At 36.7% G+C, this 26,103-nt stretch carries 20 protein-coding genes, 17 tRNA genes and 1 pseudogene; 34 read left to right on the forward strand and 4 right to left on the reverse strand.

What is annotated here, in order from left to right; all coding sequences use genetic code 11:
- Nucleotides 1–115 precede the first annotated feature (115 nt).
- Both F7984_RS08555 and F7984_RS08560 read left to right on the forward strand, forming a co-directional pair.
- A complete protein-coding gene (locus F7984_RS08555) occupies nt 116–883 on the forward strand; it encodes an ABC transporter ATP-binding protein (RefSeq protein ID WP_140461392.1) in 768 nt (255 codons plus the stop codon).
- The gene (locus F7984_RS08560; protein ID WP_139891065.1) at nt 873–2,876 is read left to right on the forward strand and encodes an ABC transporter permease; all 2,004 of its coding nucleotides are present in this window, start codon (nt 873–875) and stop codon (nt 2,874–2,876) included. Before F7984_RS08555 ends, F7984_RS08560 begins: the two co-directional genes overlap by 11 nt.
- Before the next feature lie 344 nt (nt 2,877–3,220).
- Here F7984_RS08560 and F7984_RS08565 read toward each other — a convergent pair whose 3' ends face one another.
- On the reverse strand, nt 3,221–3,955 hold the full coding sequence (locus tag F7984_RS08565) for an alpha/beta fold hydrolase (protein ID WP_140461393.1): 735 nt from the start codon (nt 3,953–3,955) through the stop codon (nt 3,221–3,223).
- Between the two features lie 194 nt (nt 3,956–4,149).
- Here F7984_RS08565 and F7984_RS19005 point away from each other — a divergent pair, with 194 nt between their 5' ends.
- From F7984_RS19005 to F7984_RS19010, 20 genes are all read left to right on the forward strand, one after another.
- Complete coding sequence (locus F7984_RS19005; protein WP_192796841.1) at nt 4,150–4,296, forward strand: hypothetical protein; 147 nt, start codon at nt 4,150–4,152, stop codon at nt 4,294–4,296.
- 114 nt (nt 4,297–4,410) lie between these two features.
- A complete protein-coding gene (locus F7984_RS08570; RefSeq protein WP_225983689.1) occupies nt 4,411–4,914 on the forward strand; it encodes a hypothetical protein in 504 nt (167 codons plus the stop codon).
- A gap of 565 nt (nt 4,915–5,479) precedes the next feature.
- Nucleotides 5,480–5,561: transfer RNA gene (locus F7984_RS08575), tRNA-Leu, on the forward strand.
- Nucleotides 5,562–5,568: 7 nt separating this feature from the next.
- Nucleotides 5,569–5,643: transfer RNA gene (locus F7984_RS08580), tRNA-Gly, on the forward strand.
- Between the two features lie 14 nt (nt 5,644–5,657).
- A tRNA-Leu gene (locus F7984_RS08585) sits at nt 5,658–5,743 on the forward strand.
- Between the two features lie 18 nt (nt 5,744–5,761).
- Nucleotides 5,762–5,838, forward strand: a tRNA-Arg gene (locus F7984_RS08590).
- Between the two features lie 8 nt (nt 5,839–5,846).
- Nucleotides 5,847–5,923, forward strand: a tRNA-Pro gene (locus F7984_RS08595).
- A 13-nt stretch (nt 5,924–5,936) separates the two neighbouring features.
- A tRNA-Ala gene (locus F7984_RS08600) sits at nt 5,937–6,012 on the forward strand.
- Nucleotides 6,013–6,039: 27 nt separating this feature from the next.
- A tRNA-Met gene (locus F7984_RS08605) sits at nt 6,040–6,109 on the forward strand.
- A 10-nt stretch (nt 6,110–6,119) separates the two neighbouring features.
- Nucleotides 6,120–6,212, forward strand: a tRNA-Ser gene (locus F7984_RS08610).
- 47 nt (nt 6,213–6,259) lie between these two features.
- A tRNA-Met gene (locus F7984_RS08615) sits at nt 6,260–6,333 on the forward strand.
- Between the two features lie 5 nt (nt 6,334–6,338).
- Nucleotides 6,339–6,415 (forward strand) — tRNA-Asp (locus tag F7984_RS08620).
- 15 nt (nt 6,416–6,430) lie between these two features.
- Nucleotides 6,431–6,506 (forward strand) — tRNA-Phe (locus F7984_RS08625).
- A 44-nt stretch (nt 6,507–6,550) separates the two neighbouring features.
- Nucleotides 6,551–6,623, forward strand: a tRNA-Thr gene (locus tag F7984_RS08630).
- 12 nt (nt 6,624–6,635) lie between these two features.
- Nucleotides 6,636–6,719 (forward strand) — tRNA-Tyr (locus F7984_RS08635).
- Nucleotides 6,720–6,727: 8 nt separating this feature from the next.
- Nucleotides 6,728–6,801: transfer RNA gene (locus F7984_RS08640), tRNA-Trp, on the forward strand.
- A 90-nt stretch (nt 6,802–6,891) separates the two neighbouring features.
- Nucleotides 6,892–6,965, forward strand: a tRNA-Gly gene (locus F7984_RS08645).
- Between the two features lie 89 nt (nt 6,966–7,054).
- A tRNA-Asn gene (locus F7984_RS08650) sits at nt 7,055–7,129 on the forward strand.
- A gap of 3 nt (nt 7,130–7,132) precedes the next feature.
- Nucleotides 7,133–7,204: transfer RNA gene (locus tag F7984_RS08655), tRNA-Glu, on the forward strand.
- A 385-nt stretch (nt 7,205–7,589) separates the two neighbouring features.
- Nucleotides 7,590–7,790, forward strand: a complete 201-nt coding sequence (locus tag F7984_RS19010) for a hypothetical protein (protein ID WP_140461395.1) — start codon at nt 7,590–7,592, stop codon at nt 7,788–7,790.
- A 599-nt stretch (nt 7,791–8,389) separates the two neighbouring features.
- Here the strand turns inward: F7984_RS19010 and F7984_RS08660 are convergent.
- A complete protein-coding gene (locus F7984_RS08660; RefSeq protein ID WP_140461396.1) occupies nt 8,390–10,240 on the reverse strand; it encodes a V4R domain-containing protein in 1,851 nt (616 codons plus the stop codon).
- A gap of 206 nt (nt 10,241–10,446) precedes the next feature.
- Here F7984_RS08660 and F7984_RS08665 point away from each other — a divergent pair, with 206 nt between their 5' ends.
- The 8 genes from F7984_RS08665 to F7984_RS08700 all read left to right on the forward strand — a co-directional run bounded on the left by F7984_RS08665 (nt 10,447) and on the right by F7984_RS08700 (nt 17,778).
- Nucleotides 10,447–11,391: a VOC family protein gene (locus tag F7984_RS08665; protein WP_066104092.1), complete on the forward strand. Its 945-nt coding sequence runs from the start codon at nt 10,447–10,449 to the stop codon at nt 11,389–11,391.
- An 11-nt stretch (nt 11,392–11,402) separates the two neighbouring features.
- On the forward strand, nt 11,403–12,230 hold the full coding sequence (locus tag F7984_RS08670; protein WP_225983690.1) for an alpha/beta fold hydrolase: 828 nt from the start codon (nt 11,403–11,405) through the stop codon (nt 12,228–12,230).
- Between the two features lie 147 nt (nt 12,231–12,377).
- Complete coding sequence (locus F7984_RS08675) at nt 12,378–13,568, forward strand: acyl-CoA dehydrogenase family protein (RefSeq protein ID WP_066104087.1); 1,191 nt, start codon at nt 12,378–12,380, stop codon at nt 13,566–13,568.
- A gap of 72 nt (nt 13,569–13,640) precedes the next feature.
- A complete protein-coding gene (locus F7984_RS08680; protein ID WP_140461398.1) occupies nt 13,641–14,516 on the forward strand; it encodes an acetaldehyde dehydrogenase (acetylating) in 876 nt (291 codons plus the stop codon).
- 12 nt (nt 14,517–14,528) lie between these two features.
- Nucleotides 14,529–15,542 (forward strand): 4-hydroxy-2-oxovalerate aldolase, encoded by a 1,014-nt coding sequence (gene dmpG, locus F7984_RS08685; protein WP_140461399.1) that lies wholly within the window; start codon nt 14,529–14,531, stop codon nt 15,540–15,542.
- Between the two features lie 102 nt (nt 15,543–15,644).
- Nucleotides 15,645–16,115: a flavin reductase family protein gene (locus tag F7984_RS08690; protein WP_066104078.1), complete on the forward strand. Its 471-nt coding sequence runs from the start codon at nt 15,645–15,647 to the stop codon at nt 16,113–16,115.
- 45 nt (nt 16,116–16,160) lie between these two features.
- The gene (locus tag F7984_RS08695) at nt 16,161–16,970 is read left to right on the forward strand and encodes an FAD synthase (RefSeq protein ID WP_140461400.1); all 810 of its coding nucleotides are present in this window, start codon (nt 16,161–16,163) and stop codon (nt 16,968–16,970) included.
- A gap of 19 nt (nt 16,971–16,989) precedes the next feature.
- A complete protein-coding gene (locus F7984_RS08700; RefSeq protein ID WP_066104072.1) occupies nt 16,990–17,778 on the forward strand; it encodes a 2-keto-4-pentenoate hydratase in 789 nt (262 codons plus the stop codon).
- A 481-nt stretch (nt 17,779–18,259) separates the two neighbouring features.
- Here F7984_RS08700 and F7984_RS08705 read toward each other — a convergent pair whose 3' ends face one another.
- Nucleotides 18,260–19,171, reverse strand: coding sequence for a LysR family transcriptional regulator (locus F7984_RS08705; protein ID WP_181161994.1), 912 nt, complete (start codon nt 19,169–19,171; stop codon nt 18,260–18,262).
- Between the two features lie 164 nt (nt 19,172–19,335).
- On the opposite strand from F7984_RS08705, the gene F7984_RS08710 reads away from it, so the two are divergent.
- Complete coding sequence (locus F7984_RS08710) at nt 19,336–20,094, forward strand: SDR family NAD(P)-dependent oxidoreductase (RefSeq protein ID WP_140461402.1); 759 nt, start codon at nt 19,336–19,338, stop codon at nt 20,092–20,094.
- Between the two features lie 852 nt (nt 20,095–20,946).
- On the opposite strand, the pseudogene F7984_RS08715 reads toward F7984_RS08710, so the two are convergent.
- A pseudogene (locus tag F7984_RS08715) lies at nt 20,947–21,930 on the reverse strand (tyrosine-type recombinase/integrase).
- 446 nt (nt 21,931–22,376) lie between these two features.
- Between F7984_RS08715 and F7984_RS08720 the strand changes: the two are divergent.
- The 3 genes from F7984_RS08720 to F7984_RS08730 all read left to right on the forward strand — a co-directional run bounded on the left by F7984_RS08720 (nt 22,377) and on the right by F7984_RS08730 (nt 26,097).
- Nucleotides 22,377–23,969: a long-chain-fatty-acid--CoA ligase gene (locus F7984_RS08720; protein WP_140461403.1), complete on the forward strand. Its 1,593-nt coding sequence runs from the start codon at nt 22,377–22,379 to the stop codon at nt 23,967–23,969.
- Between the two features lie 302 nt (nt 23,970–24,271).
- A complete protein-coding gene (locus F7984_RS08725; RefSeq protein ID WP_139891595.1) occupies nt 24,272–24,886 on the forward strand; it encodes a TetR/AcrR family transcriptional regulator in 615 nt (204 codons plus the stop codon).
- Between the two features lie 68 nt (nt 24,887–24,954).
- A complete protein-coding gene (locus F7984_RS08730; protein ID WP_140461404.1) occupies nt 24,955–26,097 on the forward strand; it encodes an acyl-CoA dehydrogenase family protein in 1,143 nt (380 codons plus the stop codon).
- Nucleotides 26,098–26,103 lie beyond the last annotated feature (6 nt).

The raw sequence follows: 26,103 nt of genomic DNA on the forward strand, positions 1-26,103 counted from the left end.
TACACGGTACTAAACTGGAAGCTTTCAAAAAAGTAAGGTTTATGCAATCAACTTCAATATTTGTATTGCTGTAGGGGGGATATACTAAAAGCATAAAAGAGAGGAGAAGGTTGTTATGAATACAGTTCTGGAAGTAAAAGATATAGAAAAATACTATGGTAATAAAGGAAATGTGTCAAAAGCCATTAATCATATAAGTTTTGATGTAAAAAAAGGGGAATTTGTTGGTATTATGGGTCCTTCAGGCAGCGGGAAAACGACACTGTTGAATTGCATTTCTACAATTGATCATGTAACAACGGGTCATATTCATATAAATGGTCAGGATATTACGACATTAAAGGCTGGAAAGCTTGAGAAGTTCCGCCGGGATGAGCTAGGATTTATCTTTCAGGATTTTAATTTGCTCGATACATTAACAGCGTTTGAAAATATCGCGATCGCTTTAACCATACAAGGTCGTAAGCCGGCTGATATTACAAAGCTAGTAAATGAAGTTGCCGATAAATTAGAGATTACGGCGGTATTAAATAAGTTCCCATATCAACTGTCGGGTGGACAAAAACAACGTGTTGCTTCAGCCCGAGCAATTGTAACGAACCCGTCATTAATTCTGGCTGATGAGCCGACAGGAGCACTTGACTCAAAATCTGCCCGATTACTGCTAGATTTATTTGAGAAATTAAATAAGGAGTTGCAGGCTACAATTTTAATGGTCACACATGATGCGTTTACAGCAAGCTATGCACATCGGATCTTGTTTATTAAAGATGGGGAAATTTTTAATGAACTGGTGAGAGGTGATGATACGAGAAAAGAATTTTTCGGCCGTATCATTGAGGTGGTAACACTTCTCGGAGGTGACACGAATAATGTTATTTAAATTATCTGCTCGCAATGTGAAGAGAAGCTTCAAGGATTATGCAATTTATTTCTTAACATTAACATTTGCAGTCTGTATATTTTATAGCTTTAATTCGATTTCAGCTTCGGCAGCTATGTCTAGTTTAAGTGCCAGTCAGTCGGAAATGATTCAATCGATAACACAATTAATTTCAATAGTATCTGTTTTTGTTTCGATTGTGTTAGGGTTTCTGATTTTATTCGCAAACAATTTCTTAATCAGACGACGAAAAAAAGAGCTCGGAATTTATATGACGCTAGGTATGAGTAAATATAGTATATCGTTAATAGTTGTAATGGAAACACTTTTTATAGGTGTTTTATCGTTAATGGCCGGATTATTACTGGGAATATTTATATCTCAAGGATTGTCCGTTCTAGTGGTTTCGTTATTTAAGGCAGATATGACTAAGTTCGAAGTCGTCTTTTCCAGTGAAGCGATGTTCAAAACAATGAGCTATTTTGGGATTATCTTTCTGTTCGTTATGATCTTTAATAGTTTAGTGATTTCGAAGTATAAGCTCATCGACTTGCTAACAGCCGCTAGAAAAAATGAAAGCCTGAAGATCCGAAAAATATCAACATCAATCGCGTTCTTTGTTTTATCCTTCATTACTCTTGGGATCGCTTATACTGTTATTTTAAAGTATGGTTTAACAGAAAGTTTGACTGTCACGTGGACCTGCGTTGGACTGGGGTCACTTGGAACGTTTTTGTTTTTTATGTCTCTTTCTGGATTTGCTCTTAATATGCTGCAAAGAAATAATACTATATATTTTAAAGGCTTAAATATGTTTGTTCTACGCCAAATAAGCAGCAAGGTAAATACAACCTTTGTATCCATGACTATCATTTGCTTAATGCTCTTTTTCACAATTGGTGTTTTATCAACAGGATTTAGCATAAAGACGGCGGGAGAAAAACAGCTTGTAAATCAAGTGCCGTATGATGCAACATTCTACCTGTATGGAAAAGAAGATACGCAAATAAAGAATATAGATCAAGCGATTGAAATATTGGGTATGGACTTGGATGAGATGGGTGAAAATAGTTCCTTTGAATTATATGAAGCGGATTCTACGTATAACGAATTATTGCGTCCTTTTGCAAATGCAGAGTTAGAACAATACTTTGATATGGCAATCTCTCGTAAAAAAATCTTATTGATGAAAGAATCTGATTATGTAAAGCTTTTGCAAATGCAAGACATTGAACCGAAAAAGTTTAATAAAGGAGAAGTACTCCTCATATCAGATGATGAGACTTATTTTGATGCAGTGAATGCCTATATTAAAGAAAATCAGTCCATTCAATTGAACGCTATGGATTATACGATTGTTAATCGTCAAGTAGAGTACGTACAATATATAAATGATTATCCAGGAAGAGTTGCATTTACCGTGATTGTTCCAGATCAAGCTATTGAAGGTATGACACCTAATATGTCACTGTCTAATGTTAATTACAGTAGTAATAGTCAAGTGAATGAAGACGAGCTTTATCATTTAACTCAAAATGAAGAAGTTTATTCTAAATATGGTTTTTATGTCAACGTAATGACTAAGCAAATGTTGTATGACCAAAGTATTGGATCGTCTACAATGATTGTCTTTATTGGTATTTATCTTGGGATTGTGTTCCTCATTTCAAGTGCAGCTGTACTGGCGCTTCAGCAGTTATCTGAAGCGAGTGATAATATGGAGCGCTATAGCATGCTAAGAAAAATAGGTGTAACAAGTAAGGAAATTAACAAGGCGATATTCGGTCAGGTATTTATTTACTTCATGATGCCATTGTCTTTAGCAATCATCCATTCGATTTTTGGAATTAAAGTGGTCAATCAGGAACTTCTGATGATGGGTCAACCTTCCGTTTTCATACCGGCTTTGTTTACGGCGTTAATTATGATTATTGTATATGGCGGTTATTTCATAGCAACATATTCAGGGTACAAGCGCATTGTGAAAAATTAAAAGAGAAGCTGTGTCAAAAATGAGTTGTTTTGGCACAGCTTTTTTACTGTTTAAATTAGAGCTTGTAGGTGATTTTAAATTGCAAAATTTACTGTTTCAGAACGAATATCTGAATCTATGGGGAATCATACTAGTAAAAGGAATAATGGTTCGGGATTATTAGTAGTGTAATTGAATAATTGAAAAACATCTGTGAAGAGACTATGGGTTTTATTTAAAATAGTCAGAAATAATAGCGCTTGTGAGGCGCGGTTACCTCAAATGAAAGATAAAAGTTTAAAATAGCCCGCCCGTAAAACGGGTGGGCTATTACAGTATCAGATGTGTTAAAAGAAACTGGGCCCTTATCTTTGATATTGAGTCAGCCATTTTAACGTTTCTTCTATTATTTCATCCTGCTGTTCTTTTGCTGAAATCGTGGATTTTCCGTCTCCATCTTGCGTTCCATACATTCCGAATTGGGCATGGTTTCCGCCTTTAACCTCATATAAAGTTGCTTCAGACGAAAGCAAATGTTTTGTATCAGCTATTTTATCAGTTGTCGTTAACCCATCAAACTCGGCATACAGGGAGAGGATGGGGAGGTCAGTTTCTGAAAAATTATTGGAATCGCTCGGATAGGAACCCAATAAGATTAAACCTCTTACATCTTCGAGATGATCGTATGCATAAGATGCTGCGGCTACGCCGCCAAGTGAATGCCCGCCTACATACCAATTCGTTATATCACTGAACTCATCTATAATTAGATCCGCCTGATTAATATCGAGTATGGCAAAGTTCAGGTTGACTTTCGGGACAATCACCAAATAACCTTTATCCGCTAAACCCTGGGCATAGTAGCTATATGCTTCAGGCTCTACTTTTGCACCAGGATAAAGAATGATCCCGCTTTTTGGTTTTTCTATTGGTTCGAACACAAGCCAGTTTTCTTCCGTCTGAATGTCATCTAGATTTATGTATGATGTAACTTCTTCTGATGCTTTGTACGTTTGTTGGGACCAAAAATAGAAGCCGGTAAGACCCAACACAAAAATAATCAATAATATACCTAAGCTAATAGTAATAATCTTCTTCATAAAATGCCTTCTTCTCTTTCATAAATGATATACAATTTCAATTTTAGCATAAGAGCTTCTAAGCTATGTATAAATTCTTTCTAAAGCATAAAGCAGGTAATTCGGTTTCTTAATCAAGTAAGAATTGTAAGTCTACATCGTTCGCTGAATCGAAGCGCAAGGCAAACGCCGGTTTTTTCACCAATTTTATAGATGTGCCGGAGCAAGCAATCACTAAGGTGTTCAACACCATCATGGAAAGCAGGGTGATGCATCTGCTTGTTTTTGAGGAAAAGAAGGCAAACACGGTTAAACAGCTATTTGAAGGCGAAATATCTGAGGCCTTCCCGCTTTGGTTTTGAAGGAGCATCCGAATGTCATTGCCATCGCCGAGAAGCTACGCTTGGAGGAACTACCATGATTTAGTAGAATAAAAGAAAATAAGCCGGGTGGGGGAATATTCCCGAAGGTCTCTTTTGGAGGGGAATGACATGGTTGGCGTAAAAACGGTGAATCTTGACGGTGAAGAAATCTATATTTTTAATAGTGCGATATATATATTGGAAACTTCATCCGGATTTTCATTGGAGCTCGACATCATCGTGAGCGAGGTAGCCCTAAAGAAATATAGCAGTCGCGAGAGTATTATCGCTGAAATTGAGCTGAGCGATAGCCGAGTAATCAGCTCATTTATGTACGTAAAATCAATTCCTGGCCGTCTACCGCAATTGAACTTGAATTGTGTGATTGATGGTCCCTATGAGTACCAGGGCCTTGACCATATCGATGAGAATGGGATTAATTTTCCAGACGTTGAGAAGGGGATTTCCCTTGCCGACATCAGGAAAGTCGAGATGCCTGATGAAAAGATCACCCTTAAGCTTACGCTGCCAATTGACCAGGTCGAATGGCTTCGTGGAAAAACATCAAAAGAACTCAAACAGATATTCAAAGCAATTATCTATGACCAGATGAATTAAATATATCTACATATTTTAAAGAAAATACACGGCAACTTTTTGGTTTTTGATATCAGAATCATTAAAGGTATTGTTAAGTAGGTAAAAGTTAATTGGAAAAGCGAGTAAAAATCTCTAAAAGCTAAAATTCAATTTATGAGATCTTCAAAAGTTAAATGGAGAAGATAGGAGATTTTTTATACTAGAATTGGTATCTATATTTCTAATGGTGCTAGGAATATCACTCTTTCCGTTTCAAACAGTAAAATGATAGTTATGTCTTCTAAGATAATTTGAAAATAAAAGGGATATTAAGGATCTTGAGTTGTTTATATAGCTATAAGCAAGGGCTCTAACACCGTATAAAAGAACCTGTATTCCTGTGTAGGATAAATGAATTCATAGATGTTTAATCTTTTTGATAGAGGGAAGAAAAATAAATTAATATTTCCATATATTTCTTATTGAAATATAGATAAATACAGATTAAAATAATAAAGCAGTCAACGAGAGGGTTTGAAATTAATCAATTAGAAGCTCGAGGATTACAGGTACAAGTCCTTCATGGCTCACCATTTATAAACATGCGGGTGTGGCGGAATTGGCAGACGCACCAGACTTAGGATCTGGCGCCTTACGGCGTGGGGGTTCGACTCCCTTCACCCGCACTTATATGCGGAAGTAGTTCAGTGGTAGAACACCACCTTGCCAAGGTGGGGGTCGCGGGTTCGAATCCCGTCTTCCGCTCCAATGCCAAGTGATATGCCGGGGTGGCGGAATTGGCAGACGCACAGGACTTAAAATCCTGCGGTAGGTGACTACCGTGCCGGTTCGAGACCGGCCCTCGGCACTAGTTTTTTGCAAGAATGCGCCCGTAGCTCAATTGGATAGAGCGTTTGACTACGGATCAAAAGGTTAGGGGTTCGACTCCTCTCGGGCGCGCCATTCCTTTGCGGGAAGTAGCTCAGCTTGGTAGAGCACTTGGTTTGGGACCAAGGGGTCGCAGGTTCGAATCCTGTCTTCCCGACCATTCTAAAAAATATGGGGCCTTAGCTCAGCTGGGAGAGCGCCTGCTTTGCACGCAGGAGGTCAGCGGTTCGATCCCGCTAGGCTCCACCATTACTTAAACCCAATAGGATTTTGGCGGTGTAGCTCAGGTGGTTAGAGCAGACGGCTCATAACCGTCCGGTCGCAGGTTCGAGTCCTACAAGATACACAACCTATATGGAGGAATACCCAAGTCTGGCTGAAGGGACCGGTCTTGAAAACCGGGAGGCGGGTTAAACCGCGCGGGGGTTCGAATCCCTCTTCCTCCGCCATATATACCTTAAACACCTTGTAGTATATGGAAACAAATTATCATTGTCGCGGGGTGGAGCAGTCTGGTAGCTCGTCGGGCTCATAACCCGAAGGTCGCAGGTTCAAATCCTGTCCCCGCAATAAATGGTCCGGTAGTTCAGTTGGTTAGAATGCCTGCCTGTCACGCAGGAGGTCGCGGGTTCGAGTCCCGTCCGGACCGCCATTACATAATGAAGTTGGCTCAGTAGCTCAGTCGGTAGAGCAAAGGACTGAAAATCCTTGTGTCGGCGGTTCGATTCCGTCCTGAGCCACCATTATAAAATAAGTTTTAATATGTTTAATCTTACCTAAGTATTATGCCGGTGTAGCTCAATTGGTAGAGCAACTGACTTGTAATCAGTAGGTTGGGGGTTCAAGTCCTCTTGCCGGCACTCAAAATAATCGGAGGGGTAGCGAAGTGGCTAAACGCGGCGGACTGTAAATCCGCTCCTTCGGGTTCGGCAGTTCGAATCTGCCCCCCTCCACCATTTATAATAGGGGCATAGTTTAAAGGTAGAACAGAGGTCTCCAAAACCTCCAGTGTGGGTTCAATTCCTACTGCCCCTGCCAATAAATATGGCGATTAGAGAGAAATGGTTAACGCATCTGATTGTGGTTCCGCCATTCTTGGGTTCGTTTTTCATCAGCCCTCCCATTGTTGCGGGTGTAGTTTAGTGGTAAAACCTCAGCCTTCCAAGCTGATGATGAGGGTTCGATTCCCTTCACCCGCTCCAATAATATTATAATGGGCCTATAGCTAAGCTGGTTAGAGCACACGCCTGATAAGTGTCAGGTCGATAGTTTGAGTCGCCCATACTATTATTCCGCAGTAGCTCAGTGGTAGAGCACTCGGCTGTTAACCGAGCGGTCGTAGGTTCGAATCCTACCTGCGGAGCCATTTGGCCCCTTGGTCAAGCGGTTAAGACACCGCCCTTTCACGGCGGTAACACGGGTTCGAATCCCGTAGGGGTCATAAAACCATGTACAAGATGTACATGGTTTTTTTATTTGCCACCAAACTTCTGATAGCTGTTGACCTGCAATCTTTTATCTTTAGTGTGACCTACGGATGCTTATCAGATTCTAATGGTAAAAGTTGAGAGAAAATTCCTTTTGAGTAAAACGTAATAGGTTTCGAAAGGCCTTATATGTATCAAAATGAAAAAATAGATAAAAATCTAGAAACACGCATAAAATATAGTATGAAAATAGCAGTGCACACCTTCATTCAATGTTTTTATTATTCCCTCAATTCAATTAATAAGCTAACTTATCCCGCTATATTTTACATTTATTCCTGTCTTATTACATTGTGATATATTTACTATATGAAATATTAAAGAGGTGCTTTTGATTGAGTGACAAAGCAGTTGTTTGAATATTTATTAACCGTGAATAACCTGCGTTTTAAGGTTATCCGTGATTATAAAGAGTATGAGAAAACTTGGTCCAAGTCATCCCTTGAGGAATACGGGGAAGACGTGTATGTAATGGGGGAGGGAGAAGAGGAGGATGCTATCCTAAAAATACACAGGAAAAACCGTAGGCGATGCCGATAGCACACCTCCCGATCCCGATGAATCCATAAGGGAGTGGATTACCTACTCGTATGATAACGAGAAACATTCCCCGACAATCCCAGATTCAAAGGTGATTACAGAAGGAGATTCACACGTAGAAGTCAGGCTCGATGAGGACTCGAATCGGTTCGGTGAACATTTTGGATTTAATAGAAATAATGGAGACAGCTGAATCCAATGGAAACACTGGGCTTGTGCAGTATCGTGTGCAGCTTCTGTGCAGTATTTGTCCAATGTATAAAAATACAGGAGTAATGGGTTTTTACTGAAAATAGAAAAAGGCTCAACACCTTGATACACTTGGGGTTAAGCCTGAAGTATGGACCCCACCCTGTCAATTTACTATTCTGAATCTTATATACAATATATGCATAAATAGAGTCCAAACAGTCCACTAATTCAGGGTGCCATTGATTATTTATACAAACTGAATCTCTTAATTCCGTTGTTTATAGAAACCCATAGTATCAATTTGAATTCTTAGAAAAAATATAGCCCAGAAGCAAGGATCTGTGCGTTTGTTTAATCTGGATTATTAGTATGATATTCCTCTATATCAACTTTTAGCCGCCATTGGATTAACTATTTGTAAAATCCACAATAAAATTACTGTCTTGAGTATTGTTAGTCTTAAAATATATTTCCATCGCTTTCAATAAAAGAAGGATTTGGAAATTCTCATTAGGATCCTTAAAATCTGTCTTCAAATACTCTTTCAAGTTTTCTAGTCGATAGAGAAGTCCACTCTTTGAAATCTTTAATAAGCGTATCGTGGATTCAATTTTTAAATTATTATTTAGATATATATATAAAGTTTCTAAGAGCTCAATCCGTTTTTGTTCCTTTAATGAAAAGATTCCTGCAAATCGATTATTCGCAAGTTGCTTAATATGTTCTATATTTAAATCATTAATAAATATTGATAAAACACTAATATCTTTAAATGCAGTAATGGATGCGTTGGGGTTGGAGATGAGAGCAATTGCAGCCTCATTATAGTGAGAGTTTGCCTCCAAAATGCTATGTCCTATCTCGCTGTAACCAATTTGAACAGGATAATTAGGGAATTGTTCCATTAAAGCTTCTCTTAAATTACTAAAAACCTTCTGAACCATAGAATGATCTTTTAGAGGATGAAATAACAAAATAACTAGTTCCATCTCCTTAAAAGAAATAAGTATACGCTGTTTTTTTAAGTGTTCCCGAACAAAGTTTTCAAACTCTTTTTGAATCCTATACATATTATTATTCCTTCTCACAATAGCAACGGTGTATAGTTGGTTAATATCAATATTAAAGTAGCGAGACCTAGAAAGAATCTGATTTATATCTGTTAAACGTTGATGCAAAATATCATTAGTAAACTTGGATTCACTCTCTGCTTTTGATTTTTCTATAATAGAATTCATCATAAGTAGAACAGAAATTACATTTGTCAATTTAGATAGTATTAAATAGTCATATGATGAAAATGTTGTTGGATGCATCGATATAACTGACAAATATGCAACGACTTTATTTTTAATGACAATCGTGTTTGTTAAACGAACATGATTATCTAATTGAACAACCTTTTTTGTAAAAGGAAGTTGCTGACGCTTTTCAAAAAAATAAGTACCTAATTGATTTCTTTCATTTTGGTCATATATCTGCATATCCTGCTCAATTAATTGTCTATCGATCTCTGATAAATTAGTAGAATGTATAAAGTTATAAAATATATCTTCTATTAAAAAGGTTCTGCCAAAAATTTTTTCAGCTTCTTTAAATATATCCTCTACTGTTGCTCCATCAATAATCGCTTGAATCATTTCACTTTGAATATTGCCAAGTTCAATCAGATCAAACGATACTTGATTTTCAGAGTTTTCATTTGATTCATCAGGTAAAGGGTTAACAGTATAAAACTCCCATGTACAATTTTCGTCACCTCTTGCTACACAGGTTTTCTCAACTACCTTTACTTCAAACTGAAAAATGGTGCTCATATAGCCAGTAGCAAATCCCATAAGTGTATGACAAACTGGTACATCACTTTGACCAAAATAATCTAGATGAACTTTTGCCTCGTAAGACTGTAACCACGTTCCTATACCATAAACAGCCTTAACTGATTTATCACCATAAAATTCAATATACCCTTCGAAAATCGAACCGTTTATATGTCCTTTTTCACAATGAAGAGTAGGCCCTTGTTTAAGTAGATCTTGTATATCGAAATATTTTTCTCTCATTCGGTGAGCTTCTGAAACCCCTAATTGATACCCATAATTAAACATTAATTTTGTTGCTTTCTCTATCCCATTTATTTCAATGATATCTGCTTTTAGAAAACTTAAAGCCTTAACGATTGCAATATTGTCGATATCTTTCTCCCTATTTTCAAGATGAAAAGTAGTCCTTTTTAAAGAAATAACACGTTGTTCCAACCTATTCCCCCCTTAATTGTAAGAAGTGCCTCAAAAAATATTGTTATTTCTCTCTTAATACTAAAATACCATAAAAAAGAAAAAACCAAACGAAATATACTGAAAACGCTTTCAAATTAATACAATTAGTCTGTTTTCAGAATATTTTATATCTAATATATTGAATGTGTAAATGATAAAAAACAAACAAAAAAGGGGAAAAGAAAATGTTACCAGAGATTGCTAAACTAGGTCATATTGCTTTAATCACACCGGATTTAAAAAAATCACTATGGTTCTTCTCTGAAGTCTTAGGTTTAGAAGAAACAGAAGTAGTGAATGGTACACATTATTTACGTGCATGGGGAGATTTTGAACACCATACACTATCGCTAAAACAAGGGGAAAAATCAAAAGTAGATCACATTGGTTGGCGTACAAAACGTCCTGAAGATGTAGAGAAATTTGCTGAATTACTAACTGAGGCTGGAGCAGAAGTGAAGTGGGTTGAATCGGGTGAAGAAGCAGGTCAAGGAAGAGCAATTCGCTTTGAGTTACCCAGTGAGCATCCATTTGAAATTTATTATGAGATGGAAAAAACGCAACCAGATCAAGACCGCAAATCCGTGCTAAAGAACCAAACTTATAAATCTTGGAGAAAAGGTGCTTCACCTCGTCGTATTGACCACGTGAATCTAGCGACTTCACACGATCCATCAGTAATTCATAAATGGTTAATTGATAATTTGGGATTTAAAATGCGTGAATATGTAGATTTAGGAAATGGAGTTATTCAAGCTGGTTGGTTAAGTGTAACTCCATTGGTTCATGACATAGCTGTTATGGCTGAACCGGAAGCTAAAACACCTAACCGTTTACACCACCTAGCTTATTGGTTTGATAATGCCCAAGATATATTACGTGCAGCTGATATTTTAAGTGAAAATGGAATTGAGCTTATTGGGCCAGGTAAACATGGTATTTCACAGGCAATTTACTTATATGTAAAAGACCCAGGTAGTGGTCATCGTGTGGAACTATTTTCAGGAAGTTATTTGATTTTTGAACCTGATTGGGAGGCTATTAAGTGGACTCCTGAAGATTTAAAAGTTGGTTTAACTTATTGGGGACAAGATCTTCAGGGAATGGATGCTGATTCAACAGAAGCATAGGAGGGACTATAATGAGCTATTCAACAGAAACTTTAGATACAGGTCGGTTTCAAACGTTCTATTGTGAAGCAGGACAAGAAAATGAGGAAGTAATCGTATTCCTACACGGTTCAGGTCCCGGAGCGAATTCAGTAAGTAATTGGCAACATATTTTACCAGAGCTTGCAAAGAACTATCATGTGATTGCTCCTGATATGTATGGATTTGGAAATACAAAACACCCCGAAGTACACCCAAAATCATTTTGGGAATGGACTCAGCTACGCGTTGAGCAACTGCTTGAACTACTTGATAAGAAAAACATAGAGAAATTCAGTCTCGTAGGTAATTCAATGGGTGGTTATGTGTCGTTAAATGTTGTTATGTATGCACCTGAACGAGTGAAAAAAGTTTTACTTATGGGCAGTGCTGGTGGAGAAACACCGCCTACTCCGGAAATAATACGAATGGTTGGTTTTTATAAAAACCCAACGTATGAAAACCTACGAAACTTAACAAGTTGGTTTGTTTATGATCCTGCAACGATTCAAGATTCATTAGAAGATATTTTAGAAATTCGATATGAAACTATTCAACGTGAAGAGATTCGCAATTCCTATTTGCAAAATATGTTCCCTATGCCTGGGGAAGGTCATATTCCTCCCAATGCATTACGTCAAATGAAACAACCATTCTTACTACTGCATGGTTTTAATGACCGATTTGTTCCAAAAGAGAGCAGTATTAATTTGATGGAACATTTACCTAATGCAGAGCTTCGTTTATTTACACAGTGCGGACATTGGCTGCAGGTAGAAAAGCGAGAAGATTTCATTAAAGCAGCTAAAGAGTTCTTCTAGTTAACTAGAATACAATAACGTGAGGTCACTAAAGAAGAGATTTTAATGTTTTTTAGTGGCCTCACCAGTATTTAAAACTCCGAATATAACATCTTCGCTAACTAAGATTTGTTATAAACTTGAAAACGTATAATAGGAGGGTTATAAATGTCAGTTGATACAAAGCAAAAATCCAAAGGATTTACAGATGTTGAACTAGAGCTTATTGAAAAAGCACGTGAAGCAGGCTTACTAGCAGAATCAGAAGTAGCAACTTCCGAAATAAATGCCTCTGTTTCTCGAAACTATGTTAATAAGTTAATTGAATCAGGAATTACTCGTGCAAATCTACCGAAAGAATATGGTGGTCCACAAATTTCGTTACGTGGCCTTGGAGAAATTGTACGTACTATCGCGTACCATAATATCTCAGCTGCATGGTTAGGTTATTTCTTCCCTTTACACAACTCCTTAACAGCACACCTTCCACAAGAAGGTAGAGACGAAATTATAAATTCAAACGGTTTGATCGTGGATGTTTTCGCGCCAGTTGGACAAGTAACCGTGGTTGATGGCGGTGTTCGCTTAACAGGTACTTATAACTATACAAGCGGTGTTAACTTTGCAGAATGGATTGGTTTAGGGGCAATTGCTCAATTACCTGAATCAAATCAACCAGAATTAATTATGTGTTTCATGCGTAAAGATGAAGTGAAAGTAAATGAAAATTGGGATACATTTGGTTTACGTGGTTCAGGTAGTAACCAAGTGATTGCAACGGAAGTATTTATTCCAAGAAGACGCGTTTTAAGACTTGAATTAGCGAATGATACACGCCGTCCACCGGAGGGTTCTAATTATGATCCCGATTATCCTTATTACCATGTACCATACTTCTCTGCATTCTATCTTGGGTTTCCAAATATGGCATTAGGTGGAGCTAGGCGTTTGCTGGATGAATATAAAAAGAGAACAGAAGCACGTGTTCGTCTACATGGAGAAAATGAAAAAGATTCTCCTCGTAGTCAGCGAATTCTAGCTAAACTTATGTTGGAATATAAAAAAGCGAATGGTTTAATGGAACAATATTACGATCTATTAGCAACTTATGAAACAGAAGGTCCATACGAAAAAGGGGAGTTTTCTTCACTACGTGCAGAAATTATTAAAATTTGTCAAGAAATCGCTACGACAGTAATGGTCTCACTCGGTGGGGCATCTCTAACAAAAAATGACACAATTGAAGTGTTTGTACGAGACATCATTGCCGTAGCCACACATATAACGTCTCTATATGAAGATGCACTATACACATATGGTCGTAATTTATATGGCTATCAAGGAATTGGTATGGGCTAATTCACCTTAATAACGAGTCAAAAAATGAATGTTTATTCAATTGAAATATGAGTAAACAAGGGGGATTTAGACATGGCAAAATTAAAGGTAGCCATTTTAGGGTCAGGCAACATTGGTAACGATTTGATGAAAAAAATTCAGCGGTCCTCTTTTCTAGAGTTAACGGCTGTTATAGGGATCGATCCCAACTCCGAGGGCTTACGAAAAGCACGTGAAGCAGGTTTTCAAGCTATCGATACGGGAATTGAAGGCTTTCTTCAAACTCCAGGACTTGCAGATGTTGTGTTTGACGCAACTAGTGCTTATGCACATGTGAAGCATGCAAAGCTACTAAAAACTCACGGTAAGAGAGTAATTGACTTAACCCCAGCAGCAATTGGACCACTTACAGTACCAACAGTGAACCTTTACGAACATCAACAAGCAGATAACGTAAATATGGTGACATGTGGTGGACAAGCAACAATTCCAATTATTTATGCAGTATCTCAGCTTTATGAGGTAGAATATGCGGAAATTGTTGCCACAATTGCAAGTAAAAGTGCTGGCCCAGCAACACGTGCGAACATTGATGAATTTATCGCAACTACTTCACGTGCCATTGAGGTTGTCGGCAAAGCAAAAAAAGGAAAAACAGTTTTAATTTTAAACCCTGCTGAACCACCAATTATGATGAATGACACGATTCATCTGTTAGTAGATCATCCGGTAACAGATGAGGAAGCATTGATTGATGCACTTAAAAAAATGGAAAAAGCAGTTCAGCAATATGTTCCAGGGTATCGCTTAAAAACACGTCCATACATTGAGGGAAATCGTATCACTGTATTCCTGGAGGTTGCCGGTGCTGCTGATTATTTACCTGCTTACGCAGGTAATTTGGATATTATAACAGCTGCAGCTATTAAAATTGCTGAGGAATGGGCAAAGGCAAAGACAACTGTGTAAAGGAGGAATACGATGAAACGCGATATTATCATAACAGAAGTAGCTTTACGAGATGGCAGTCATGCGGTCCGTCATCAATTTACAGTTGAACAGGTTAGGAAAGTTGTTGCTGGCTTAGATTCAGCAAACGTACCATATATCGAGGTTGCTCATGGAGATGGTCTTGGGGGATCGACGGTTCAGTACGGCCATTCACATACGGATGAGTTTAAGCTCATCGAGGCTGCTGTAGAAACTGCCGGAAATTCAAAAATTGCTGTACTTTCCTTACCAGGAATTGCAACGAAGCCTGATATTAGACTTGCAGGAGATTTAGGTGTTTCTATGGTTCGCGTCGCTACACATGTCACGGAGGCAGACGTTTCATTACAGCATCTAAGCTTAGCGAAGGAGCTGGGTCTAGAAACAGTTGGTTTTCTAATGATGTCCCATATGGCTGAACCAAGTAAAATTGTAGAGCAAGCAAAAATTATGGAAAATGGTGGAGCAGATGTCATTTATATTGTAGATTCTGCAGGTGCTCTACTTCCAATTCAGGTAGCGGATCGAATAAAAGCATTGAAACAAGAAATAAACGTTCCTCTAGGTTTTCATGCACATAATAATTTGTCACTGGCTGTGGCAAATTCATTAACTGCTATTGAACATGGAGCTGATCGTATAGATGGCAGTATCCGTTGTTTAGGTGCTGGTGCTGGTAATACACAAACCGAAGTCCTAGTAAGCATATTGGATAAAATGAATATTGTTACAGGAATTGATTTATATAAAATAATGGATGTAGCTGAAGAAATTGTAGCGCCAATTCTGCCAACACCTCAAGAAATTACACGCGGTAGCTTAGTATTGGGGTATGCGGGTATTTATTCAAGCTTCTTATTACATGCGCAAAGAGCTGCAGAAAGATTTGGTGTAGATGCACGTGATATTCTCATAGAGATCGGTAAACGTAAAGCAGTTGGTGGTCAAGAGGATATGATTTTAGAGGTTGCTGCGGAGTTGAAAAGTGGAACAGTAAAGGCTTGAAAATTATTTTTAAGCAAGTTTTGAAGATCCTTTATGTTTAAATACGAAAAATAGGCTATCCAGTAAATCTATAAAAGTTAAATCATTAGGGGAGGTTTAAAAATGGATGATCGTTTATTTAGAAGTGCAATGGGTAAATTTGCAACTGGTGTGACAGTCATTTTAACAGACCTAGAGGATGTAACACATGGAATGACAGCGAATGCTTTTATGTCCGTTTCACTTAATCCAAAATTAGTAGTGATTTCGATTAAAGAAAACGCACGTATGCTTCCTAAAATCCAACAAGCCAAAAAGTTTTCAGTCAATATTTTAAGTTCTAATCAGGAAGAAATTTCTAAAGTATTTGCAGGTCAAATTAAAGATCAGGAGGTAACATTTAATCGTTTAACAGATGTACCTGTTATTCCTGGGGCTATTGTGCAAGTTGCTTGTGAAGTTTCTGCTGAACATGTTGAAGGTGACCACACATTATTCATTGGTAAAGTAACTAACATTACGGTTGAAGATGGTGATCCATTATTATTTTTCAATGGAAAATATCGCAGCCTCGAGGAATTAGTTGAAGTATAAGGGAAATAGGAATCTCTAACTAGGATGATAGAAGGAGTTATGCTAATGAAAACGATTTTAATTAATGCTCTAAATTTACAGGGAATTTATACTAAGGTAACTCCTTGTGTTATGGCACTTGGCTATTTTGATGGTGTCCATCTGGGACACCAGCGTGTCATACAAATTGCCCGTAAAGAAGCAAATAATCGTGGATTTCCATTAGCACTAATGAGTTTTAGACCACATCCTATCAATATCTTGTCTGGCGGGAAGCGATGTATTTCTCATTTAACGACACTTTCTGAAAAAGAAATGATGCTTAATCGTTTAGGTGTGGACATATTTTATCTTGTCGATTTTACACTTGATTTTGCAGCACTGTCACCCAAACAATTTGTTGATGCCTATTTACTAAATCTTGGTGTAACACATGTGATTGCAGGTTTTGATTTCTCTTATGGATCTAAAGGTGTAGGAAAACTTAAACATATTCCCAATGATTCAAAATATCAAATTACTGTAACCGAGGTACAACGTGTAGACTATTTAGGTGAAAAAATTAGTTCAACAGCAATTCGACAACGATTACTATCGACCGATGTGCATGAGATTCCTCATTTTCTTGGAAAGCACTATACCGTTAAAATGCTTTGGGATGGAAATCAATTCAAACCTATGGAGCCGAAGATGCTTCCTAATGAGGGGATTTATGAGGTTGTGTTGGAGTACGGTCAGTATAAAATCAAGTCAACTGTTTCTGTCAACGAACATGGTAATATACGAATTATGGATTCGTTCAATAAGGTAAAAAAGGGAAATGTAAAAATTCACTGGCTGCAGCCTAGCCAATCAAGAAGTTTAACTAGAATTTAATCTTTAGAGGAGGGGAGTTATGGTAACAGAGCAATTAATATCTAATGTAATTCAACTGCTTGATAAAGCACATGAAAAACATCAATCAATTATACCACTTACAATACAAGAGCCGACAATGACTATTGATGATGCCTATGCCATTCAAGTCAAACGAATTAAAATTGCAACAATGCTAGGTGATCGTATCACAGGCAAAAAAATTGGTTTAACATCATTTGCAATGCAAAATCTCTTAGGTGTAGATCAACCGGACTATGGACATCTTTTAGAGTCGATGTATGTAGAAGAGGGGGCAGAAATTTCCCTAAGTCAATTATTTCAACCAAAAATTGAAGGCGAAATTGCATTTGTACTTAAGGAAGATTTAGTTGGCCCAAATGTTACTGTAGATGATGTTCTACGGGCAACAGATTATGTTGTACCTGCCCTTGAAGTTGTTGATAGCCGTATTAAAGATTGGAAAATAAAACTTGAAGATACGGTTGCCGACAATGCCTCTTGTGGACTTTATGTTCTTGGATCAAATAAAGTTCACATAAGTGACGTAAATTTAATTAGCATTCATATGCAACTTTTAAAAAATAACCAAGTGATTAATGAAGGAAAAGGGATGGATGTTTTAGGAGATCCGGCTCTATGTGTTGCTTGGTTAGCGAATAAATTATCGGAATATGGTGTCACACTTAAAGCCGGGGAGGTTATTTTATCAGGTGCCTTATCCGCAGCGGTAGTAGTAGAAAAAGGAGATCAGTTTACAGCCAAGTTTACACAAATTGGTGAAGTAAATGTTCACTTTGTGGAATAAATTTAGACCCAATATGACTTTGATAAAATAACTATCCAACTAAGAGCATTGAATTAGCAAATAAAACCTATTGGCAGCTACTTCCATGAAGTGCAACCTTTCATAAGGTTAGAAAAAATCCGTTTTCCTTTAGAAAGCGGATTTTCTATAATTTACAATATTGTTTTATTGCACTTCTTTTTCTATTTCAGATTTTTTAAATACCAGCATCCTTAAGAGAGGCTTCAGAACTTAGTGGCGGTTATGTCCAATTTTGTCCCATTATGCCCCGTCTTAATCTTAGCTACTTCTAATTTTTTAACTCTTCGTTTTTGATGTATGTCATTAATAACTTTCTTCCTTTAGGTAAATGAAAGGCTCTTGCATTAAAGCTACCATAATTAATGTAGGGGAATTGGCGGTTCTAAACATGATTACTGGGTTATTTTTCATTCCAATATTTTTAAAAAAGTCATAAGTATGATTTTTTAAGTTTGCTAATTTAAATGTCAATATATTTATTAAATTGTTTTTTTGCAAATTCCACCATAACACGTGTTATTTCTGAATAGTTAGTATTATTTAACCTCACAAAACCAATAAATTGGTTTTGTGGAAAAGGTACTATTAAATCAATGAGAACAATATCCTCTTGTTGAATAAAATAAGGATCAGTTATGAAACTATAATTTAAGCCTATGGTAATAGCAGTATTATTTGAAAGACTTTTACGGATTGAATCTAAATTATTTGTTCTTAAAGCAATATCTATCTTATCAAAATTATTATCACTAGATAAAATATCCATTATTTTATAATCATCATGAATTGCTATTGGATAGTCACTAATATCTGAAAGTGTGACTGATATCTTTTTGGCAAGTGGAGATGTATGATTTACCGCAATCACAGTTTTACAAGAAGTTACTTTTTCAAAGTAATATTCCTTTTTTTCTAATTGATCTTTATCATCAAATGCTAAAAGAGCAATGTCGATATCTTGATTTAACAGTTTCTCATATATTTGTGTTGTACTTCCTTCGAATAGGTTGGATTTTATTAGAGGATAAGTTTTTTTAAAATCTGAGAAGGAGTCAATTATTAAGGGCATAAAACCGGGTAATGAACCGAATCTTATGGTTCCATTAAGTTCATTCTTGATTATTTGGATGGTTTCATTTAGAATCTCAATTTTTAAAATTATTTCCCTAGCTTTATTAATTATTAATTGTCCCTCTTTAGTAGGAATTGTACCAGATCGAGACCTTTTAAATAATTTGATATTAATTTCCTTCTCAAATTGTGATAAAGATTGGCTTAATGTTGGTAAAGTGATATTTCGATTATTTGCCGCTAATGTTAAAGACTTTGTTTTAGATATTTCTACAATGTTTGCTAGTTGTTCTAAGTTCAATATATTCACCCCTTATATACTTAAAAAATAACTAAGTTAACTTAAATATAATTAAATATATTTAAAATAACAATTCATTTATAATAAAAATGTACTAAAATTTTCACAAATTAAATTATTATGACATTGACATTATATTCTTTTGTCATAAAGGAGGATTTGAAATGAGATTACAAAATAAAGTAGCTATTATTACTGGAGCTGCAAGCGGAATGGGTGCAGAAGAGGCAAAACTATTTGCTAAAGAAGGAGCAAAAGTAGTTGCAACTGACGTACAATATGAAAAATTAGAAGAGGTTGTAAATGAAATTATTCGTAATGGCGGAGACGCCTATGCAATAAAGCATAATGTAGCTTCTTCTGAAGAATGGGAATTTGTTGTTGAACAAGCAGTAGCTACTTATGGTAAGGTAGATATTTTAATAAACAATGCAGGGATCGGTGGTAAAAATCAATTTGGTACACCAGAAACAACTGAATTGGATGAATGGGACATGGTAATAAATATCAATCTTAAAAGTACTTTTTTAGGTATGAAGTACGTCCTACCTATTATGAAAAAAGTTGGGAGCGGTTCCATTGTTAACATATCATCTATAGCTGCAATGATTGGTACAGCAGGTCCAACTGCTTATACTGCAACAAAAGGTGCAATCCGTTCGATGACAAAAAATGTTGCTGCAAGTTATGGTAAATTTAATATTCGAGTGAATTCGGTTCATCCCGGCTTTATTAATACACCAATGATGAAAGGTACATTAGAAGATGAAAAAGCTTCTGAACATATTACATCCATTATTCCATTAGGCCGTCCATCTGAACCAATTGAAGTGGCACAGGGAGTATTATTCCTTGCATCAGATGAAGCAAGTTATTTAACAGGTACTGAATTAGTGATTGATGGTGGAGCTACAATAATTTAATCACCATCAATAAATGCTATTTAAAGGTTATACAAATTTTGTGAATAGAAGCTATTTTGTTCAATTAATAGCTTCTTTTTTATTAGAAATTTAATAAATTTTTATTTACGTATAATCAGAATAGAAACAACCAACGAAAAAATAATCCTTATATATCTTCCGGAATTTTTCTGATCTTTTTTAGTAGTCCTATTAATAGTATTATAAAATTTAATAATAGAGATACATAAGAACTGAAATTATAAGTTATCAAGCTATAGACAAATAACATACAAAAATTATTAACGTTGCTAGCATACTTTCCCTCCTAAATATTAAAAGCTCCTTAAAAACTACAAAAGTCAATTAACATTCCTACAATAAGCTAAAAATCACTACTCACTACTAAAAATAGACTACCCAAAAATCAGAAAAAATGAACTTTTATAAAATTATCTAAGAATTAAATTGGAAATGAATACTATCCTGTAGTGTAAAAACTATAGCATATCGGCCTTGATGCGGAAGAATAATCTAATAATATTTAAGATTCACTTATGTTAGAATATTCACAAACAAAGTGAAAGGAGAGCTAGTTTTGAAATCTATTTTACTAAAGTAGTAGGTTGATTGAGCATATATCTTCTTGTAATACAAAATTCCCATCTTATTTAACTAACGTTGTTGTAACGCTTGATATTAGTGGTTTCTAATTATACAGAATTGCCTTTTCTAAATGATTAGATGTATCTTTACCTATAATAGAAAATTCCCAGCCTTAACCGAAAAGTCATTCATATCAAGGGATACAGCAATTTTCTATTTGTATACCATAAAAAAGATAGACCATAAAGTCTATCTAAAGAGTGTTGATTATACCTCCAATGTATTTAATGGATTATACTTGTCGTTTTGTTCTTTTAAATCATTTCCCCACATGGCAGCGTATTTTTCGGTTACGGCTATTGAGGAATGTCTCATTAGTTTTTGGATAGCAAATGTACTCATTCCAGAATGGATGCATCGTTGACAGAAGGTGTGTCGGAAAGTATGGGCTGATAATCTGACATCTTTAAAATTCATAATTCGTGCTAACCGTTTAAATACATTTTTTAAGGCATCGGGTGTGAATTCTTAGTTGTAACGATTAGTAAAGATATAATCACTTAAATACTCACGGCCAAATACTTGTTCACAGTATAGGTGGTAGGAAGACAATTCGTGAATAACCTTCTCTGTCACAGGAATAGATTCGCGCTTACGGTTTTTACCGAATAAAGAAAGGGTTTGATTACCTATGTCTAAATCAGTCCATTTTAGTGTAGTAAGTTCAGATAACCTGATGCCTGTACCAATTAAAACAATAATGTTTGTATGATCTCGATAGGCAACAAAGGGCTTTTTTCTATTAATCCTTCTATAGTAATGGAGCAGTTGTTTAATGTGATAATCCGTAAATACATCTATTCGGATATCTTCTTTGGCTTTGGGTACTTTGGTGGCAGGGCTCTTTTTAATTACTTCACATTCAACCATATTATTAAAGAAGGCTCTTGTACGATGTAACTTAGTGTTTGTGGTAGTAGGCTTATTACCCTTGTCCTTACAGTGAATTATGTATTGTTTAACATGAGAAGGGGAGACATCTTCAACAATAAGAACTTCATTCTCGTTGAAAAAGCGTAACATTTCGTTGAGGATTAACTTGTAAGTTTCCATAGTCTGTGGAGTTACATTTTTAAACTCTCTGTCTTCATAAAAATCTTGGATAACAAACTTTAGTAACATAGAAAATACCACCTCACATGATTTTGTGAAGTGGTCGTTGAGTATCGTAACAGGTTTTGCTACGACCATAACATTTTAGGTTATGAGAAAGTTGATTCAAACCTTGCTACGACTATAAGTATGATCCCGACTGGGTTCGAACCAGCGACCCCCACCCTGTCAATTTACTAGTCTGAATTTCTAAATTTAATCAAAGTAAGATAGTTTCTATTTTTTCATATAGACCGCAAACAATAACGGATTATTCATTCAAGCATTCTTCGGATTGCTTTTTTATATTTCTTTTTCATTATTATTGCAGGAAATATAGTTCTTGCTTGTCGAATTAATTATTTGGGAGATAGTTGAGTGTTTTAGCGGGAAGAGATTTTAAGAGATTGATGTTCCGTGTGAATATCAGAAGTAAAATTGATTCCTCCCATCACTTGGAAAGAATATACTGCTGCAAGTCCAGTGAATATGTTATGCCTAATTAATTCGGAATATTTTGATTTTGGAAAAGGGGGATACAGTAAATGAACATACCATTAATACTTACGCAATTCTTAGACAGGGCCGTAAGCTTGTATGGGGACAAGCAGGCTATCATATGTGAAGATAGGGTATTTACATATCATGAACTAAATGAAAGAGTTAATCGGTTATCTCACGGTTTAAAGAATTTTGGGGTTCAAAAAGGGGATCGTATTGCCTACTTAGCGCCAAACTCTGTTGAAATGCTGGAGGGCTTTTATGGGATTTTCCAATTGGGTGGTGTGATGGTACCACTTAATAGTCGATTAAAGCCAGATGATTATCAATTTATTTTAAACCATAGTGAATCGAAAATCTTATTCGTTGATCAAGACCTTTACCATTTGATTTTGCCAATTAAAGATAAGCTAAAGACGATTGAAAAAATTATTGTTCATTATAAAGATTCAGAGACAGAAGAGGTAGGATATGATGTTTGGTTGGAAGAGCAAAGTGACGAGGCATTTGAGAGATTTCCTTTAGAAGAAGATGATGTATCCAGCCTTCTTTATACAAGTGGAACAACCGGGAATCCAAAGGGAGTCATGCTGACTCATCGGAATAACTATATTCATGCGTTAAGTACTATGCATCATCTTCGCATAACGGATGAAGATGTGTTACTTCATGTCTTACCGATGTTTCATGTAAATGGTTGGGGTTCTCCGTTTTATTATACGGCTAACGGTGTTACTCAGGTCTGCTCTCGAAAAACGACGCCTGAGATGATTTTTTCTGCCCTCGAAAAACATAAAGTAAACGTTATGCATATGGCTCCAACCGTGTTAAATGCACTCCTGCAATATTACGACCAGAATAGCTCAAATATTGAACAAGCAGTTCGAGTTGTCATTGCCGGTTCGGCACCACCGCCAGCCTTTGTTAGACGAGTGGAAAAAGAGCTGGGCTGGGATTTCATACAAGTATATGGAATGACTGAATCTTCTCCTTTAAGCTTGATTTCAGTTGTTCGCTCAGAATTAAAGGAATTATCTACTGAGGAACAATACCGAATTAAATCGAAGGCGGGGATATCGATGGTTGGCTGTGAAGTTAAAGTTGTGACTGAGCATGGCGAAGAAGTCGAGCATAACGGTAAAGAGATTGGGGAAGTCATTACAAGAAGTAATGGAGTCATGTTAGGATACTGGAAGAATGAAGAGGCAACGATGGAGGCGATTAAAAACGGATGGCTTCATACGGGAGATATGGCTACTGTAGATGAATATGGACATATTGATATTGTCGATAGGAAGAAAGACGTTATCATAAGCGGCGGAGAAAATATTTCTTCCATCGAGGTTGAGGGAGTGTTATATGACCACCCCGATGTATTAGAAGCAGCGGTGATTGCTGTTCCTCATGAAAAGTGGGGAGAAACTCCGCATGCCTTTATTGTTCAAAGAGAGGGACGAAACGTGACTGAAGAGGAATTAATAGCATTTACAAGAGAGAGGTTAGCTCATTTTAAAGCGATAACAGGAGCAACCTTTGTAAGCGAACTACCAAAGACAGCTTCTGGGAAAATACAAAAGGTAGTCCTTCGTAATGATTACTGGGAGGCAGCCGGAAAAGGCGGGAAATTCGTCAATTAATAAAATATCAACTGAAGATTATTATGATAGGTAACTAGTAGGATTAGATTAGGAAAAATAAGTATAATCAATATAAAAAAGACTCGCTATCTGATTAGCGAGTTTTAACTTTCTTAGAATCTATTTAATGGTGCTACATATTTCGATTTAATTAATTAATTTAAGAACTACACTCAAAGTAGATTTCACATTCATTTTTAACTATCCAATCAAAACCTAAATATTTGAATAAATAAAATAATTTGACAATTTCAAGAAGTTTAAGTTAGAATCTAAATCATAATAAATGAACATGGAGAGGGGTGAAGAAAACGGAATTAAAGGATCGCATTCTGGATACATCTGTTAAGCTGTTTGAAAAGCATGGCTTTCATGGTGTTTCAGTAAATGATATTGTTCAGGCCAGTGATACTTCAAAGGGTGGTTTTTATCACCATTTTCAATCAAAGGATGAATTGCTTTTCTCTATACACGACACATTTATCTCCTATGTCTTGCGTAAAGCCAAAGAGGCTATCCACCATTATCAAACTCCACCAGAGAAACTTCAGCAGATTATTTACTCGTTTACGAAAGTATTTGATCTCTACCAATCTCACATATCAGTCTTTTATCAGGAAAGTAAATATTTAAAACCGGAACTGGATTCAACTATTAAACTGAAGCGGGATGAGTTCAGGCTATTAATATACGAAGTCATTAAAGAAGGTCAGGATTCCGGAGATTTTCGAAAAGAGATTCCTTTTGAAATTAGTGGTTTGGCCATTTTGGGAATTGTGAACTGGACCTCAAAATGGTACCAACGAAACGGGCCATTGCCGATGGATCAGATTTCTGTGTATTTTACTGACTTTATTATGCATGCTCTATTAACGGAAGAGGCAAAAAGGAAATACGCACATTTTTTTACCACATAAATTAAAGCGCTTACATATCTATAACAGACCAACCAGTCGGTCTTTCACAAAAGAGTAGGAGGATGAAAATGAACTTTGAATTGAGCACGGAGCAAAAGATGGTCCGCAATATGGCAAGAGAATTTGCGGAAAAGGAAATTAAGCCAATAGCGATTGAATTAGACCGGGAGTCAAGATTCCCTGAAGAAGTATTTAAGAAAATGGGTGAATTAGGTCTGCTCGGAATTCCCTTTCCAGAAGAATACGGAGGCTCTGGTGGAGATACGATCTCTTATGCGCTTGCAGTAGAGGAAATTGGAAGAGCCTGCGGAGGTACGGGCTTGAGCTATGCAGCTGCCGTATCACTTGGATCGAGTCCGATTTATTATTTTGGAACAGAGGAGCAAAAGCAACAGTACTTAACTCCATTGGCAAGTGGTAAGGCCTTAGCATCATTTGGATTAACAGAGCCTAATGCCGGATCAGATGCCGGAGGGACGAGAACAAAGGCCGTGCTAGAAGGAAATGAGTACGTAATTACAGGAGAAAAATGCTGGATTACAAATGCCGGATTTGCAGAAACGATTACGGTCACTGCGGTATCTGGTAAGACCAATACCGGAAAAAATATTATTTCCGCCTTTCTTGTACCAACTAATACGCCAGGGCTAAAGATTACTAGCAATTACGACAAAATGGGTGTTCGAGCTTCGAATACATCAGAAATAATCCTCGACCATGTTCGGGTACCTAAGGAGAATGTCCTTGGAGATCTCGAGGGAGGATTTAAACAATTTTTATATACACTGGACGGCGGCCGGATTTCAATCGCGGCTTTGGCGGTCGGGATTGCTCAGGCAGCATTTGATAAAGCGCTTGCCTACAGTAAGGAACGAATCCAGTTTGGACAGTCCATTTCTAAGTTTCAGGCTATTCAATTTAAGCTGGCAGACATGGCAATGGAAATTGAGCTGGCGAGAAATATGGTATTAAAGGCTGCCTGGCTTAAAGATCAAAAAAAGAATTTCACAAAAGAATCTGCCTATGCCAAGCTATTTGCTTCTGAAATGGGATTCCGTACATGCAATCAGGCGATTCAAATTCATGGTGGATATGGATATATGCGTGAATACGAAGTGGAGCGTTACTTACGTGATATGAAGTTATTGGAGATTGGCGAGGGTACATCAGAAATTCAGCGACTTGTAATATCCCGCCAACTAGGTTGCTAGCCTTAT

The organism is Pradoshia sp. D12, assembly GCF_008935075.1.
Lineage (GTDB): Bacteria > Bacillota > Bacilli > Bacillales > Pradoshiaceae > Pradoshia.